Consider the following 15,357-nt stretch of genomic DNA (forward strand, 5'->3'; position numbering starts at 1 on the left):
GCCATGTCTAAGTTTTTTATTCATCGACCGGTCTTCGCCTGGGTGCTGGCTATCATTATGATGATTGCCGGCGGCCTGGCCATCCTGCAGCTGCCGATAGCTCAGTACCCGACAATCGCCCCTCCTGCGGTAGCGATCTCCGCCACCTACCCCGGTGCAGATGCCCAGACCGTACAGGATACGGTCACTCAGGTTATCGAGCAGAATATGAACGGCATCGACAATCTGATGTATATGTCGTCGACCAGCGACTCTGCCGGTTCGGTAACCATTACGCTCACCTTTAAATCGGGTACCGATCCCGATATTGCCCAGGTACAGGTGCAAAACAAACTGCAGCTGGCCACGCCGCTGCTGCCCCAGGAAGTACAGCAGCAGGGGATTAGCGTCGAGAAATCCAGTAGCAGCTTCCTGTTGGTCGCCGGCTTTATCTCTGATAACCCGACCACCACCCAGGACGATATTTCTGACTATGTCGCCTCCAATGTCAAAGATCCTATTAGCCGCCTCAACGGCGTGGGCGATGTGCAGCTGTTCGGCGCGCAATACGCCATGCGCGTCTGGCTGGATGGCAACCTGCTGAATAAATACAACCTGACGCCGGTGGACGTCATCAATGCGCTGCAGGTCCAGAACGATCAGATCGCCGCGGGTCAGCTCGGCGGCACGCCAGCGCTGAAAGGCCAGCAGTTGAACGCGTCAATCATCGCTCAGACGCGGCTCAAAGATCCGCAGGAGTTTGGCAAGGTCACGCTGCGGGTCAATGCCGATGGCTCTGTCGTCCATCTGAAAGACGTCGCCCGCATTGAGCTGGGGGGAGAGAACTATAACGTTGTCGCCAGAATTAACGGTAAACCTGCCTCTGGTCTGGGTATTAAGCTTGCGACCGGCGCCAACGCCCTGGATACCGCCACCGCGATTAAAGCGAAGCTGGCCGAGCTGCAGCCCTACTTCCCTCAGGGGATGAAGGTGGTCTATCCGTATGATACGACCCCTTTCGTCAAAATCTCCATTCACGAAGTGGTCAAAACGCTTTTTGAAGCAATTATTCTCGTCTTTCTTGTCATGTATCTGTTCCTGCAGAACATGCGCGCAACACTCATTCCAACCATTGCCGTACCCGTGGTGCTGTTGGGAACCTTCGCGGTATTGTCGATGTTTGGCTACTCCATCAACACGCTGACAATGTTTGGCATGGTGTTGGCGATAGGTCTGCTGGTCGATGACGCTATCGTAGTAGTGGAAAACGTCGAACGTGTGATGGTTGAGGAGAAGCTCTCGCCAAAAGAAGCGACGGAAAAATCTATGTCTCAGATCCAGGGAGCGCTGGTGGGTATCGCCATGGTGCTCTCCGCAGTATTTGTCCCGATGGCCTTTTTCGGCGGCTCAACCGGCGCGATTTATCGTCAGTTTTCAATCACCATCGTCTCCGCCATGGCGCTCTCCGTGCTGGTTGCGCTGGTACTGACGCCGGCGCTCTGCGCCACGTTGTTGAAGCCAGCCTCAGCTGAACACCATGAGAAAAAAGGATTTTTCGGCTGGTTTAACGCCCGCTTCGACCAGAGCGTTAACCACTATACCAACAGCGTCAGCGGTATTTTACGTGGAACTGGCCGTTATCTGGTGATCTACCTGCTGATCGTCGTGGGGATGGCCGTGCTGTTCATGCGCTTGCACACGTCCTTTCTGCCCGACGAAGACCAGGGCGTCTTCCTGACCATGATCCAGCTGCCGTCCGGTGCTACCCAGGAGCGCACGCAGAAGGTCCTGGATACGGTGACTGATTACTACCTGCATAACGAGAAGGCCAACGTTGAAAGCGTCTTTACCGTTAACGGCTTCAGCTTCAGCGGCCAGGGACAAAACTCCGGTATGGCGTTTGTCAGCCTGAAGCCCTGGGAAGCGCGCAGCGGCGATGAAAACAGCGTGGAGTCCATCATCAAGCGGGCCACCGTAGCCTTTAGCCAGATCAAAGACGCCATGGTTTTCCCGTTCAACATGCCAGCCATTATTGAGCTGGGTACCGCCACCGGCTTCGACTTTGAACTGATCGACCAGGGCGGACTCGGTCATACCGCTCTGACCCAGGCGCGCAATCAACTGCTGGGCATGGTGAAACAGCATCCGGATCAGCTGGTTCGGGTACGCCCTAATGGGCTGGAAGATACCCCTCAGTTCAAACTGGATGTCGATCAGGAAAAAGCGCAGGCGCTGGGCGTATCGCTCTCCGATATCAATGAAACGATATCAGCCGCGCTGGGCGGATACTACGTCAATGACTTTATTGACCGCGGCCGCGTGAAAAAAGTGTACGTTCAGGCTGATGCCCACTTCCGTATGCTGCCGAGCGACATTAACAACATGTATGTTCGTAGCGCCAACGGCGAAATGGTGCCGTTCTCCGCCTTTGTCACTTCACGCTGGATATATGGCTCGCCGCGCCTGGAGCGCTACAATGGGTTGCCATCTATGGAGATCCTCGGTGAAGCTTCGCCAGGCAAAAGTACCGGGGAAGCCATGGCGCTGATGGAAACGCTGGCCAGTAAACTGCCGAGCGGCATCGGTTATGACTGGACCGGGATGTCTTACCAGGAACGGCTCTCCGGCAACCAGGCGCCTGCGCTCTATGCCATCTCGCTGATCGTCGTCTTCCTGTGTCTGGCGGCGCTGTATGAGAGCTGGTCGATCCCCTTCTCAGTCATGTTAGTGGTTCCGCTGGGGGTCATTGGCGCGCTGTTAGCCGCCACGCTGCGTGGGCTGAATAATGACGTTTACTTCCAGGTCGGACTCTTGACCACGATCGGTTTGTCGGCCAAGAATGCGATCCTGATCGTCGAGTTCGCCAAGGATCTGATGGAGAAAGAAGGGAAAGGGATCATTGAGGCCACGCTGGAGGCATCGCGGATGCGCCTGCGGCCTATTCTGATGACCTCTCTGGCCTTTATTCTCGGGGTCATGCCGCTGGTGATTAGCCATGGTGCCGGCAGCGGGGCGCAGAATGCGGTTGGCACCGGCGTGATGGGCGGGATGCTGACCGCGACGCTGCTGGCGATCTTCTTTGTTCCGGTCTTCTTTGTGGTCGTCAGACGACGTTTTACCCGGCACGCTGAATAACGCGGCCTGGTTTTAAAGGCGCCCCCTGCGGGCGCTTTTTTTTCGCCTGGCATATTAGCAACCCGCTCAGCTTCCCGCTATCTGACAACCTCTATCGCATGCGGCAGCGCGGGGAGACGATCTTTCTCTCCATCTTTTCTGCATATTCCCCTGCTTATCTTCACGATATTTACGTGGCTCATATATTGAGATGATTTCGGCCTCCGGCCCGGACAATCCGCGGTGATAAAATAAGCCATTCCGTTCTGCACTGGCTCTCAGTACAACCCTGCGGATTATCCAGAGGTAATATCATGAAAAAGTATTTAATCGTGGCGCTGCTGGCCTCTCTACTGGCAGGCTGTGCCCATGACTCTCCCTGCGTACCGGTTTATGACTCGCAAGGCCGCTTAGTCCATACCAATACCTGTATGAAAGGCACAACAGAAGACAACTGGGAAACCGCAGGCGCAATCGCCGGGGGTGCGGCCGCGGTAGCCGGCCTCACGTTAGGGATCGTTGCTCTGACCCGCTAATTCACCCCCGACCAGCAGATACTGGGGCTAGCGTCGAACCTGTATCTGCTCTTCTGCGCATCATCCACATGACAACCGGGCAAATAAACTCTCTGTCCCTTGCTGCATTACGAGCAAATCGACTTTGACGGGTTTCCCCCTGGTGGCAGGACTGTTTATCAACAGATAACAGATAACACAAAAGCAGAAGGCCCAGTCTTTCGACTGGGCCTTCTGCTTTATTTGATGCCTGGCGATTCCCTACTCTCACATGGGGAGACCCCACACTACCATCGGCGCTACGACGTTTCACTTCTGAGTTCGGCATGGGGTCAGGTGGGACCGCCGCGCTATTGTCGCCAGGCAAATTCTTTACAACGTGCCGAACTTTAACCTAAAAAGTGGTGCTGATACCCAGAGTCGAACTGGGGACCTCACCCTTACCAAGGGTGCGCTCTACCAACTGAGCCATATCAGCACGCTAAATTTGATGCCTGGCAGTTCCCTACTCTCACATGGGGAGACCCCACACTACCATCGGCGCTACGGCGTTTCACTTCTGAGTTCGGCATGGGGTCAGGTGGGACCACCGCGCTAGTGCCGCCAGGCAAATTCTGTTTTATCAACACGTTTCACCAACGTATCGATTAATCTGAATCAGAGCTGAAAATTCTCTCAAATCCGCCAAAACATCTTCGGCGTTGTAAGGTTAAGCCTCACGGTTCATTAGTACCGGTTAGCTCAACGCATCGCTGCGCTTACACACCCGGCCTATCAACGTCATCGTCTTTAACGTTCCTTCAGGAGACTTATAGTCTCAGGGAGAACTCATCTCGGGGCAAGTTTCGTGCTTAGATGCTTTCAGCACTTATCTCTTCCGCATTTAGCTACCGGGCAGTGCCATTGGCATGACAACCCGAACACCAGTGATGCGTCCACTCCGGTCCTCTCGTACTAGGAGCAGCCCCCCTCAATTCTCCAGCGCCCACGGCAGATAGGGACCGAACTGTCTCACGACGTTCTAAACCCAGCTCGCGTACCACTTTAAATGGCGAACAGCCATACCCTTGGGACCTACTTCAGCCCCAGGATGTGATGAGCCGACATCGAGGTGCCAAACACCGCCGTCGATATGAACTCTTGGGCGGTATCAGCCTGTTATCCCCGGAGTACCTTTTATCCGTTGAGCGATGGCCCTTCCATTCAGAACCACCGGATCACTATGACCTGCTTTCGCACCTGCTCGCGCCGTCACGCTCGCAGTCAAGCTAGCTTATGCCATTGCACTAACCTCCTGATGTCCGACCAGGATTAGCTAACCTTCGTGCTCCTCCGTTACGCTTTGGGAGGAGACCGCCCCAGTCAAACTACCCACCAGACACTGTCCGCAACCCCGGTCAGGGGCCAACGTTAGAACATCAAACATTAAAGGGTGGTATTTCAAGGTTGGCTCCACGCAGACTGGCGTCCACGCTTCAAAGCCTCCCACCTATCCTACACATCAAGGCTCAATGTTCAGTGTCAAGCTATAGTAAAGGTTCACGGGGTCTTTCCGTCTTGCCGCGGGTACACTGCATCTTCACAGCGAGTTCAATTTCACTGAGTCTCGGGTGGAGACAGCCTGGCCATCATTACGCCATTCGTGCAGGTCGGAACTTACCCGACAAGGAATTTCGCTACCTTAGGACCGTTATAGTTACGGCCGCCGTTTACCGGGGCTTCGATCAAGAGCTTCTCCTTACGGATAACCCCATCAATTAACCTTCCGGCACCGGGCAGGCGTCACACCGTATACGTCCACTTTCGTGTTTGCACAGTGCTGTGTTTTTAATAAACAGTTGCAGCCAGCTGGTATCTTCGACTGGTCTCAGCTCCATCCGCAGGGACTTCACCTACACACCAGCGTGCCTTCTCCCGAAGTTACGGCACCATTTTGCCTAGTTCCTTCACCCGAGTTCTCTCAAGCGCCTTGGTATTCTCTACCTGACCACCTGTGTCGGTTTGGGGTACGATTTGATGTTACCTGATGCTTAGAGGCTTTTCCTGGAAGCAGGGCATTTGTTACTTCAGCACCGTAGTGCCTCGTCATCACACCTCAGCCTTGATTATCCGGATTTGCCTGGACAATCAGCCTACATGCTTAAACCGGGACAACCGTCGCCCGGCTAACATAGCCTTCTCCGTCCCCCCTTCGCAGTAACACCAAGTACAGGAATATTAACCTGTTTCCCATCGACTACGCCTTTCGGCCTCGCCTTAGGGGTCGACTCACCCTGCCCCGATTAACGTTGGACAGGAACCCTTGGTCTTCCGGCGAGCGGGCTTTTCACCCGCTTTATCGTTACTTATGTCAGCATTCGCACTTCTGATACCTCCAGCATGCCTCACAGCACACCTTCGCAGGCTTACAGAACGCTCCCCTACCCAACAACACATAGTGTCGCTGCCGCAGCTTCGGTGCATGGTTTAGCCCCGTTACATCTTCCGCGCAGGCCGACTCGACCAGTGAGCTATTACGCTTTCTTTAAATGATGGCTGCTTCTAAGCCAACATCCTGGCTGTCTGTGCCTTCCCACATCGTTTCCCACTTAACCATGACTTTGGGACCTTAGCTGGCGGTCTGGGTTGTTTCCCTCTTCACGACGGACGTTAGCACCCGCCGTGTGTCTCCCGTGATAACATTCTTCGGTATTCGTAGTTTGCATCGGGTTGGTAAGTCGGGATGACCCCCTAGCCGAAACAGTGCTCTACCCCCGAAGATGAGTTCACGAGGCGCTACCTAAATAGCTTTCGGGGAGAACCAGCTATCTCCCGGTTTGATTGGCCTTTCACCCCCAGCCACAAGTCATCCGCTAATTTTTCAACATTAGTCGGTTCGGTCCTCCAGTTAGTGTTACCCAACCTTCAACCTGCCCATGGCTAGATCACCGGGTTTCGGGTCTATACCCTGCAACTTAACGCCCAGTTAAGACTCGGTTTCCCTGCGGCTCCCCTATACGGTTAACCTTGCTACAGAATATAAGTCGCTGACCCATTATACAAAAGGTACGCAGTCACACCCGAAGGTGCTCCCACTGCTTGTACGTACACGGTTTCAGGTTCTTTTTCACTCCCCTCGCCGGGGTTCTTTTCGCCTTTCCCTCACGGTACTGGTTCACTATCGGTCAGTCAGGAGTATTTAGCCTTGGAGGATGGTCCCCCCATATTCAGACAGGATACCACGTGTCCCGCCCTACTCTTCGAGTTCACAGCCTGTGCATTTTGGTGTACGGGACTATCACCCTGTACCGTCGGACTTTCCAGACCGTTCCACTAACACACAAGCTGATTCAGACTCTGGGCTGCTCCCCGTTCGCTCGCCGCTACTGGGGGAATCTCGGTTGATTTCTTTTCCTCGGGGTACTTAGATGTTTCAGTTCCCCCGGTTCGCCTCGTTAACCTATGTATTCAGTTAACGATAGTGCAACGAATTGCACTGGGTTTCCCCATTCGGACATCGCCGGTTATAACGGTTCATATCACCTTACCGACGCTTTTCGCAGATTAGCACGTCCTTCATCGCCTCTGACTGCCAGGGCATCCACCGTGTACGCTTAGTCGCTTAACCTCACAACCCGAAGATGTTTCACTTCTGATTGCGAAAATTTGAGAGACTCGAACACACATTAACTGTGTGTCGTTTCAATTTTCAGCTTGATCCAGATTTTTAAAGAGCAAAATTTCACAATGCACTTCGCAGTACATTTTGAAATTTATTATTTATCAAACAATCTGTGTGAGCACTACAAAGGCAGGTTCTTTAAGGTAAGGAGGTGATCCAACCGCAGGTTCCCCTACGGTTACCTTGTTACGACTTCACCCCAGTCATGAATCACAAAGTGGTAAGCGCCCTCCCGAAGGTTAAGCTACCTACTTCTTTTGCAACCCACTCCCATGGTGTGACGGGCGGTGTGTACAAGGCCCGGGAACGTATTCACCGTAGCATTCTGATCTACGATTACTAGCGATTCCGACTTCATGGAGTCGAGTTGCAGACTCCAATCCGGACTACGACATACTTTATGAGGTCCGCTTGCTCTCGCGAGGTCGCTTCTCTTTGTATATGCCATTGTAGCACGTGTGTAGCCCTGGTCGTAAGGGCCATGATGACTTGACGTCATCCCCACCTTCCTCCAGTTTATCACTGGCAGTCTCCTTTGAGTTCCCGGCCGGACCGCTGGCAACAAAGGATAAGGGTTGCGCTCGTTGCGGGACTTAACCCAACATTTCACAACACGAGCTGACGACAGCCATGCAGCACCTGTCTCACAGTTCCCGAAGGCACCAATCCATCTCTGGAAAGTTCTGTGGATGTCAAGACCAGGTAAGGTTCTTCGCGTTGCATCGAATTAAACCACATGCTCCACCGCTTGTGCGGGCCCCCGTCAATTCATTTGAGTTTTAACCTTGCGGCCGTACTCCCCAGGCGGTCGATTTAACGCGTTAGCTCCGGAAGCCACGCCTCAAGGGCACAACCTCCAAATCGACATCGTTTACGGCGTGGACTACCAGGGTATCTAATCCTGTTTGCTCCCCACGCTTTCGCACCTGAGCGTCAGTCTTTGTCCAGGGGGCCGCCTTCGCCACCGGTATTCCTCCAGATCTCTACGCATTTCACCGCTACACCTGGAATTCTACCCCCCTCTACAAGACTCTAGCCTGCCAGTTTCGAATGCAGTTCCCAGGTTGAGCCCGGGGATTTCACATCCGACTTGACAGACCGCCTGCGTGCGCTTTACGCCCAGTAATTCCGATTAACGCTTGCACCCTCCGTATTACCGCGGCTGCTGGCACGGAGTTAGCCGGTGCTTCTTCTGCGGGTAACGTCAATCGATGAGGTTATTAACCTTACGCCTTCCTCCCCGCTGAAAGTGCTTTACAACCCGAAGGCCTTCTTCACACACGCGGCATGGCTGCATCAGGCTTGCGCCCATTGTGCAATATTCCCCACTGCTGCCTCCCGTAGGAGTCTGGACCGTGTCTCAGTTCCAGTGTGGCTGGTCATCCTCTCAGACCAGCTAGGGATCGTCGCCTAGGTGAGCCGTTACCCCACCTACTAGCTAATCCCATCTGGGCACATCTGATGGCATGAGGCCCGAAGGTCCCCCACTTTGGTCTTGCGACATTATGCGGTATTAGCTACCGTTTCCAGTAGTTATCCCCCTCCATCAGGCAGTTTCCCAGACATTACTCACCCGTCCGCCGCTCGTCACCCGAGAGCAAGCTCTCTGTGCTACCGCTCGACTTGCATGTGTTAGGCCTGCCGCCAGCGTTCAATCTGAGCCATGATCAAACTCTTCAATTTAAGTTTGATGCTCAAAGAATTAAACTTCGTAATGAATTACGTGTTCACTCTTGAGACTTGGTATTCATTTTTCGTCCGAGGACGTTAAGAATCCATGTCACTTTGAGTGCCCACACAGATTGTCTGATAAATTGTTAAAGAGCAGTTGCGACGCGCTTTAGCGCTCTGTCGCGAGGTGGCGTATATTACGCTTTCCTCTTTCAGAGTCAACCCGTTTTTCAGGATTTTTCTCTGCAACCGAACCGGCTGTTTGTGTGAAGTGATTCACATCCGCCGTGTCAGTGGGAGCGCATTATAGGGATCCCATTTTTTTGCACAAGCCTTTTTTCGATCTTTTTTTCTGAATGGTGATTTTTCACCCTTTTCGCCGTGTAATTGCACGATTTGCTCAATTTTCACCGTTTTCAGGGGTTGCACAGGGAGATAAAAGCCACCAAAGTCTTCTTATGCTCCCGTATTTTTGAGGTCTATATGTCTGCTCAGCTGCGCCCCTACAAAGCATTTTTCCCACAAATCGGTCTTCGCGTCATGATTGACGCATCCAGCGTCGTCATCGGCGATGTCAGAATTGCCGATGACGTCAGCGTCTGGCCTCTGGTGGCCATTCGCGGCGACGTCAACTATGTATCGATAGGTCAACGCAGCAATATTCAGGACGGTAGCGTTCTCCATGTGACCCATAAGTCCTCTTATAAGCCGGAGGGAAATCCGCTGATCATTGGTGAGGATGTAACTGTTGGTCATAAAGTGATGCTGCACGGCTGCACTATCGGCAACCGCGTACTGGTTGGCATGGGTTCGATCTTATTAGATGGTGTCGTCGTTGGCGACGACGTCATGATAGGTGCGGGAAGTCTGGTACCGCAGAACAAACAGCTGGAAAGCGGCTACCTTTACTTTGGCAATCCGGTCAAACAGATCCGCCCCCTGACAGAGGCGGAACGGGAAGGACTCAAGTATTCAGCAAATAACTATGTGAAATGGAAAAATGAGTACCTGGATCAGGATAACCAGATCCAGCCCTGAGCATCTTCCTGACCATCGCGGATCAATGCTTCTGCCTCTTCCTCTAGATCCCAACGATGTTCCTGGAAGGCGGCCAGCCACTGCGCTGGCCCCTCTGCACCGAAACGCTGCTGCAGGATTTGCCCTGAAATTGCGCAGGTTAATTGCATCCCATTCACCAGCGCGGGAAAAACCACGCCCTGCCGTTCGGCATCCCATGATTCCCGGTCAGGAAACTGAATCGCCTGATTCATGCATTCAGTTCCTGCTGCAGCGTTTCAATGACCGGAGCGATAGCCGGCAGAACGCCGTGCCATAGCAGAACAGCATGGGCGGCTTGCGCCACCAGCATTCCCAGCCCATCGGCACAGTGAACTGCGCCATATTGCTGGCACCAGTGAAGAAACGGTGTCGGCCCTTTCTGGTAAAACATGTCATAGCAATATACGTCAGCGTTGACAATAGATGCCGGGATAGCTGGTACATCACCGTCTATTCCACTGGACGTCGCATTGACGATCAGATCGAATGTTTCCCCGGATAAGGTATCCATCTCCCTTGCGCTAACGCTCCCGGTATGGGCGAAGAGAGTGGCTAACTCACGGGCACGAGAATAGGTGCGATTCACGATCGTGACGGCGCATCCCAGCGACAGAAGCGGCAAAAGAACACCGCGAGATGCCCCACCAGCACCAACAAGCAGGATCCGTTGGCGTGGCTTAATGAATCCCAGGCGTTCCAGATCGCTCAGAAGACCAATACCGTCGGTGTTGTCCCCCAGTAAACGGCCATCTTCCAGGCGTTTCAGGGTGTTTACTGCTCCCGCCAGCGCTGCGCGTTCTGTCAGTTCGTCGGCACGCGCAAAGGCTTCCTCTTTAAAAGGAACGGTGACGTTGGCCCCCTTTCCTCCTTCTGCAAAGAACTGATTCAGAGAAGAGACAAAATCGTCCAGCGGCGCCAGTACACGTCCATAAGGATGAGTAATTCCTAACTGGCGGGCAAACAGCTGATGAATAGCAGGCGACTTGCTGTGCGCGATCGGATTACCAAAAACGGCATAGGTTTCCATGGTTCACCCCTGGCGGAACAGTTCACCCGTCAGGGCATCACGGATTTCAGATGGGTTTTGCCGGCCGCCCGTGGCGCCATCCACCACCGGGAAGCTGTCGCCAAACTGAGCATGGACCTCTGCGGTAGTACGGCACGGTGGTTGCCCGGTGAGATTGGCGCTGGTCGAAACCAGTGGTTTTCCGTAGGCTTCGCACAATTCGATTACCAGCGGATGGTTAGTCACGCGTACGGCCAGTGAATCAAAACGTCCAGTCAGCCAGCGCGGCGTTTCAGGACGCGCCGGGAATACAAACGTCACCGGTCCCGGCCAGCAAGAGAAGATGGCTTCCCGCTGTGAGTCACTTAACCGTGAATCATCAATATAGGGCTTCAGTTGCTCAAAGCTGGCGGCGATAAGGATCAATCCTTTCTCAACAGGACGCTGCTTCAGCTCCAGCAGGCGCATAACGGCCGTTTCGCTGTCAGGGTCGCAGCCGACGCCAAACACGGCTTCGGTGGGATAGGCGATGACATGTTCATTTTTCAGGACCGCCACGGCATGGGCGACGGCTTCTGAGGGCAGGTTATTGTTCACTGATTTATTCCGCCGGGATCGGCTTTCCACATTGTTTACTGGCACAGAAGCGTCTGAGCCCCTGCGCCGTCTTCTTTTCTATTAACAGCGGGTAATGGCATTCAGGGCATTCGCCCGCCACCGGTTTAAAATTGATAACGAACTGGCAATCAGGATAGCGATCGCAGGAGTGAAAGGTTTTACCGAAACGGGAACGACGCTGGACCAGATGGCCTTGTCCGCACTGCGGGCAAGCGATAGCCGTCTCATCGGGTTTATCAATCAGCTCGGTATGTTCACATTCCGGATAGCGGCTACAGCCAATGAACATCCCAAAACGCCCCTGGCGTAACACCATAACCGCACCGCACGATGGGCACTCTTGCCCCTCCAGCACCTTAACGATATGCCCGTCCGCCTGGCTTTTCAGGGGACGAATATAGTCACAGTCCGGATAATGCGAACAGCCGAGAAACGGGCCATGTTTCCCGGAACGGATCACCAGTTCGGCCCCGCACTGCGGGCAGGGCTCATTTTTACGCACCGAAAACAGTGCTGATTTGGTCATAACAACTCGATGTTGCTGCAAAAGATTAATGCAGCATACCTTCATTTACTTCGAAGAGTAATTCTTCCATTTGCTGATAGGCGTTTTCACAGCCCGGGATATTGAACAGTACCATCAGGATGACCCATTTCAGGTCTTCCAGCTCAAATTCTGCCGTATCCAGCGCCAGTACGCGCTCTATCACCATTTCTCGCGTTTCGAGGTTCAACACCTGAATCTGCTCGAGGAAGAGTAAAAACCCCCGGCAACTGGCATCCAGACGCTGGCACTCCTCTTCGGTATATACCCGAAGAGAGAGCGGGTCGGAAGCGAGCTGCATGGGTTCAACGAGACCCTCCTGATAATCAGCCAGTTTCTCGAGCCACATTAACGCGTTATAGATGTCTTCCCGCTCAAAACCCGCATCGGTAAGATCCCGCGTCAGTTTGTCCTGATCCACGCGCATTTCTGCTTCGCTATGGATGTAAGTTTCAAACAAATACATGAGTACGTCGAACATGGCTTGCCCTCCTTAATCGGACATAGCCGCCGGGTACAGCTGCGATCCAGCCTGCTAACTCCAGTTCAAGTAGCTGAGCTACGGTTACTGGCACAGATTGGCCGGCACGTTCAGCGACAACGTCAACAGGTGTTACCTCATCTCCTACGTTAGCCAGGAGCTCCGGAAATGGCAATGCTACAGACGGCTGATCGACGCAAATATTTATCGAATCAGACGTATCAGTCAGCCAGGCCAGCTCGTTATGCCAGTATTCCACAATATCCTCTGGCGAGGTCACTGGCACCGCGCCTTGCTTAATTAACCAGTGCGGGCCTTCCGATCCCGGATTGCCTATCGGGCCAGGCAGGGCGAACACATCCCTTCCCTGCTCCAGGGCGCAGCGGACGGTGACCAGCGATCCGCTTCGCAACGCCGCCTCAATCACCAGCACGCCCAGGCTTAAGCCGCTGATAATCCGGTTGCGCCTGGGGAAATGTGCGGGAAGCGGCGGCGTAATGAGTGGAAATTCAGATACCAGCGTACCGCCATTGTCGATGATCTGCCGGGCGAGGGTTGCATGGCGCCGCGGATAAACCTGACTCAGCCCATTGCCCAGTACCGCGATAGTTTTACCCTCCGCCGCCAGCGCGCCGCGGTGCGCGACCCCGTCAATGCCTAACGCCAGCCCACTGGTGATGGTAATCCCTTTCTGCGCCAGCGTTTCGCTGAACAGTTTCCCCCAGCGGGCGCCATACCAGGAGTGCGAGCGACTGCCAATAACGGCAAGCTGCGCGCTGTGAAGCAGGGCGAGGCCGCCGCTGACCAGCAACGCGCCGGGATAATCAGCGATAGCCTTTAACCGCAATGGATAGCGCGGATCGTCACCCCGTAACAGATGATGATCCGGTTGTCCCAGCCAGCGCCGCGTCTCGTCAAGCTCATGCTCGTCAAGCCGGAAAAATAACTTTGCCTGCGCCGCGGTCATCCCGACGGCATGCAGCGCTTCACGATCAACGCTGGCGGCTGCGCATAAGCGCTGAGCGATCTCTACCATCCTGTCGCCATACAAGCTACTGACCTTCATCAGCCGCAGCCAAATCTCGTCGGGCGTCATCCTTACCCCCTGCCATAAGCGGTATTGACAATCTTTGCGATTGGACAGTGAGACTGTCAATTGCAGGGGGTTTTGTCTAGAATAGAGCTAATAATCTTATCAACTCCTGAATACGACTCTGGAACTTTATGGCAGTTTTGCAAGTGTTACATATTCCGGACGAGCGCCTTCGCAAAGTCGCCGAGCCGGTCAAAGAAGTGAATGCGGAAATTCAGCGTATCGTCGATGATATGTTCGACACCATGTACGCCGAGGAAGGCATCGGTCTGGCCGCAACCCAGGTCGATATCCATCAGCGCATTATCGTTATTGATGTGTCGGAAAATCGTGAAGAGCAGCTGGTATTAATTAATCCGGAAATGCTGGAGAAAGATGGCGAAACCGGTATTGAAGAAGGCTGCTTGTCTATTCCTGAACAGCGCGCCCTGGTCCCGCGTGCGGAAAAAGTGAAGATCCGGGCACTGGAGCGCGATGGTAAGCCGTTTGAACTGGAGGCCGATGGCCTGCTGGCTATCTGTATCCAGCATGAGATGGATCACCTGGTCGGCAAACTGTTTATTGACTATCTGTCACCACTCAAACAACAGCGCATTCGTCAGAAGGTAGAGAAACTGGATCGTTTACGTTCCCGTGCCTGATAACAAGGAATACCGTGTCACAATCACTACGTATCATTTTCGCCGGCACCCCTGATTTTGCAGCGCGTCATCTTGATGCGCTGCTGTCGTCTGAACATCAGGTTGTTGGCGTATTCACTCAGCCTGATCGCCCTGCTGGTCGCGGCAAAAAATTGATGCCAAGCCCGGTAAAAGTGCTGGCAGAAGCCCATAACTTACCTGTGTTCCAGCCATCCTCCCTGCGTCCGCAGGATAACCAGCGGTTAGTCGCCGATCTCGGCGCCGATATTATGGTGGTAGTGGCGTACGGTCTGATTCTGCCTAAAGCGGTGCTGGAGATGCCCCGTCTGGGCTGTATCAACGTTCACGGCTCGCTGCTACCGCGCTGGCGTGGCGCAGCGCCAATTCAGCGTTCACTGTGGGCGGGGGATAGCGAAACTGGCGTAACCATCATGCAGATGGACGTCGGCCTTGATACGGGGGATATGCTGTATAAGCTTTCCTGCCCCATTACCGCAGAGGATACCAGCGGCAGCCTGTACGATAAGCTGGCCGAGCTCGGCCCGCAGGGGCTGCTGGCAACGTTAGCCCAGCTGGTCAACGGCACCGCACGGCCTGAAGTACAAGATGAATCGCTGGTGTGCCATGCCGAAAAGCTGAGTAAAGAAGAGGCTCGTATCGATTGGTCGCTTTCCGCTGCGCAGTTGGAACGCTGCATCCGCGCGTTTAATCCGTGGCCAATGAGCTGGCTGGAAATTGACGGACAACCGGTAAAAGTGTGGCGGGCATCGGTCATCGCCGAAGCCGCTCACGCCGAACCGGGTACTATCGTGGCAGCAACCAAACAGGGTATTCAGGTCGCCACGGGGGATGGGATCCTCAGCCTGGAGTCGCTACAGCCTGCGGGTAAAAAAGCGATGAGCGCCCAGGACTTACTCAATTCCCGCCGGGAGTGGTTTATCCCTGGCACCCGTCTCGCCTGACGGTCGTCTCTTC

Annotated in this window: 11 protein-coding genes, 1 tRNA gene and 4 rRNA genes; 5 read left to right on the top strand and 11 right to left on the bottom strand. The window is 54.1% G+C overall.

Annotated elements, in window-relative coordinates; genetic code table 11:
- Positions 1-3: 3 nt before the first annotated feature.
- Positions 4-3,114, top strand: a complete 3,111-nt coding sequence (locus KPHS_48270; protein YP_005229127.1) for an inner membrane multidrug efflux protein BpeB — start codon at positions 4-6, stop codon at positions 3,112-3,114.
- A gap of 293 nt (positions 3,115-3,407) precedes the next feature.
- The gene (locus tag KPHS_48280) at positions 3,408-3,629 is read left to right on the top strand and encodes a membrane protein (protein ID YP_005229128.1); all 222 of its coding nucleotides are present in this window, start codon (positions 3,408-3,410) and stop codon (positions 3,627-3,629) included.
- 226 nt (positions 3,630-3,855) lie between these two features.
- Here KPHS_48280 and KPHS_r00070 read toward each other — a convergent pair.
- The 5 genes from KPHS_r00070 to KPHS_r00240 form a co-directional block, all read right to left on the bottom strand.
- Positions 3,856-3,970 (bottom strand): 5S ribosomal RNA (locus KPHS_r00070).
- Between the two features lie 40 nt (positions 3,971-4,010).
- Positions 4,011-4,086 (bottom strand) — tRNA-Thr (locus KPHS_t00580).
- 13 nt (positions 4,087-4,099) lie between these two features.
- Positions 4,100-4,214 (bottom strand): 5S ribosomal RNA (locus KPHS_r00080).
- Between the two features lie 99 nt (positions 4,215-4,313).
- A 23S ribosomal RNA gene (locus tag KPHS_r00160) occupies positions 4,314-7,213 on the bottom strand.
- A 205-nt stretch (positions 7,214-7,418) separates the two neighbouring features.
- Positions 7,419-8,945, bottom strand: a 16S ribosomal RNA gene (locus KPHS_r00240).
- The 16S, 23S and 5S rRNA genes sit together here with 1 tRNA gene alongside, the layout of an rRNA operon.
- A gap of 382 nt (positions 8,946-9,327) precedes the next feature.
- Between KPHS_r00240 and KPHS_48290 the strand changes: the two genes are divergently transcribed.
- A complete protein-coding gene (locus KPHS_48290; protein ID YP_005229129.1) occupies positions 9,328-9,978 on the top strand; it encodes a transferase in 651 nt (216 codons plus the stop codon).
- Here the strand turns inward: KPHS_48290 and KPHS_48300 are convergent.
- Genes KPHS_48300 through KPHS_48350 form a run of 6 tightly spaced genes read right to left on the bottom strand, consistent with a single transcriptional unit; the run spans position 9,954 to position 13,744 of the window.
- The gene (locus KPHS_48300; RefSeq protein YP_005229130.1) at positions 9,954-10,211 is read right to left on the bottom strand and encodes a DUF1488 domain-containing protein; all 258 of its coding nucleotides are present in this window, start codon (positions 10,209-10,211) and stop codon (positions 9,954-9,956) included. The two genes, KPHS_48290 and KPHS_48300, sit on opposite strands and share 25 nt — an antisense overlap.
- Positions 10,208-11,026: a shikimate 5-dehydrogenase gene (locus KPHS_48310; protein ID YP_005229131.1), complete on the bottom strand. Its 819-nt coding sequence runs from the start codon at positions 11,024-11,026 to the stop codon at positions 10,208-10,210. The genes KPHS_48300 and KPHS_48310 overlap by 4 nt, the downstream gene beginning before the upstream one ends.
- Positions 11,027-11,029: 3 nt before the next feature.
- A complete protein-coding gene (locus KPHS_48320; protein ID YP_005229132.1) occupies positions 11,030-11,602 on the bottom strand; it encodes a putative RNA-binding protein with unique protein fold in 573 nt (190 codons plus the stop codon).
- Between the two features lie 4 nt (positions 11,603-11,606).
- Complete coding sequence (locus KPHS_48330) at positions 11,607-12,149, bottom strand: putative DNA topoisomerase (protein ID YP_005229133.1); 543 nt, start codon at positions 12,147-12,149, stop codon at positions 11,607-11,609.
- 25 nt (positions 12,150-12,174) lie between these two features.
- The gene (locus tag KPHS_48340) at positions 12,175-12,648 is read right to left on the bottom strand and encodes a DUF494 domain-containing protein (protein ID YP_005229134.1); all 474 of its coding nucleotides are present in this window, start codon (positions 12,646-12,648) and stop codon (positions 12,175-12,177) included.
- Positions 12,620-13,744 (bottom strand): putative competence protein, encoded by a 1,125-nt coding sequence (locus KPHS_48350; RefSeq protein YP_005229135.1) that lies wholly within the window; start codon positions 13,742-13,744, stop codon positions 12,620-12,622. Before KPHS_48350 ends, KPHS_48340 begins: the two co-directional genes overlap by 29 nt.
- Before the next feature lie 128 nt (positions 13,745-13,872).
- Between KPHS_48350 and KPHS_48360 the strand changes: the two genes are divergently transcribed.
- Together KPHS_48360 and KPHS_48370 are read left to right on the top strand one after the other, a co-directional pair.
- Entirely contained in the window at positions 13,873-14,382 is a 510-nt protein-coding gene (locus KPHS_48360; RefSeq protein ID YP_005229136.1) for a peptide deformylase, read from the top strand.
- 14 nt (positions 14,383-14,396) lie between these two features.
- The gene (locus tag KPHS_48370; protein YP_005229137.1) at positions 14,397-15,344 is read left to right on the top strand and encodes a methionyl-tRNA formyltransferase; all 948 of its coding nucleotides are present in this window, start codon (positions 14,397-14,399) and stop codon (positions 15,342-15,344) included.
- Positions 15,345-15,357 lie beyond the last annotated feature (13 nt).

The sequence above is a fragment of the Klebsiella pneumoniae subsp. pneumoniae HS11286 genome (genome assembly GCF_000240185.1).
Lineage (GTDB): Bacteria > Pseudomonadota > Gammaproteobacteria > Enterobacterales > Enterobacteriaceae > Klebsiella > Klebsiella pneumoniae.

Coding starts and splice junctions, on each gene's coding strand:
- KPHS_48270 (YP_005229127.1), top strand. CDS start 4: ATGTCTAAGTTTTTTATTCATCGACCGGTCTTCGCCTGGGTGCTGGCT.
- KPHS_48280 (YP_005229128.1), top strand. CDS start 3,408: ATGAAAAAGTATTTAATCGTGGCGCTGCTGGCCTCTCTACTGGCAGGC.
- KPHS_48300 (YP_005229130.1), bottom strand. CDS start 10,211: ATGAATCAGGCGATTCAGTTTCCTGACCGGGAATCATGGGATGCCGAA.
- KPHS_48310 (YP_005229131.1), bottom strand. CDS start 11,026: ATGGAAACCTATGCCGTTTTTGGTAATCCGATCGCGCACAGCAAGTCG.
- KPHS_48330 (YP_005229133.1), bottom strand. CDS start 12,149: ATGACCAAATCAGCACTGTTTTCGGTGCGTAAAAATGAGCCCTGCCCG.
- KPHS_48340 (YP_005229134.1), bottom strand. CDS start 12,648: ATGTTCGACGTACTCATGTATTTGTTTGAAACTTACATCCATAGCGAA.
- KPHS_48350 (YP_005229135.1), bottom strand. CDS start 13,744: ATGACGCCCGACGAGATTTGGCTGCGGCTGATGAAGGTCAGTAGCTTG.
- KPHS_48360 (YP_005229136.1), top strand. CDS start 13,873: ATGGCAGTTTTGCAAGTGTTACATATTCCGGACGAGCGCCTTCGCAAA.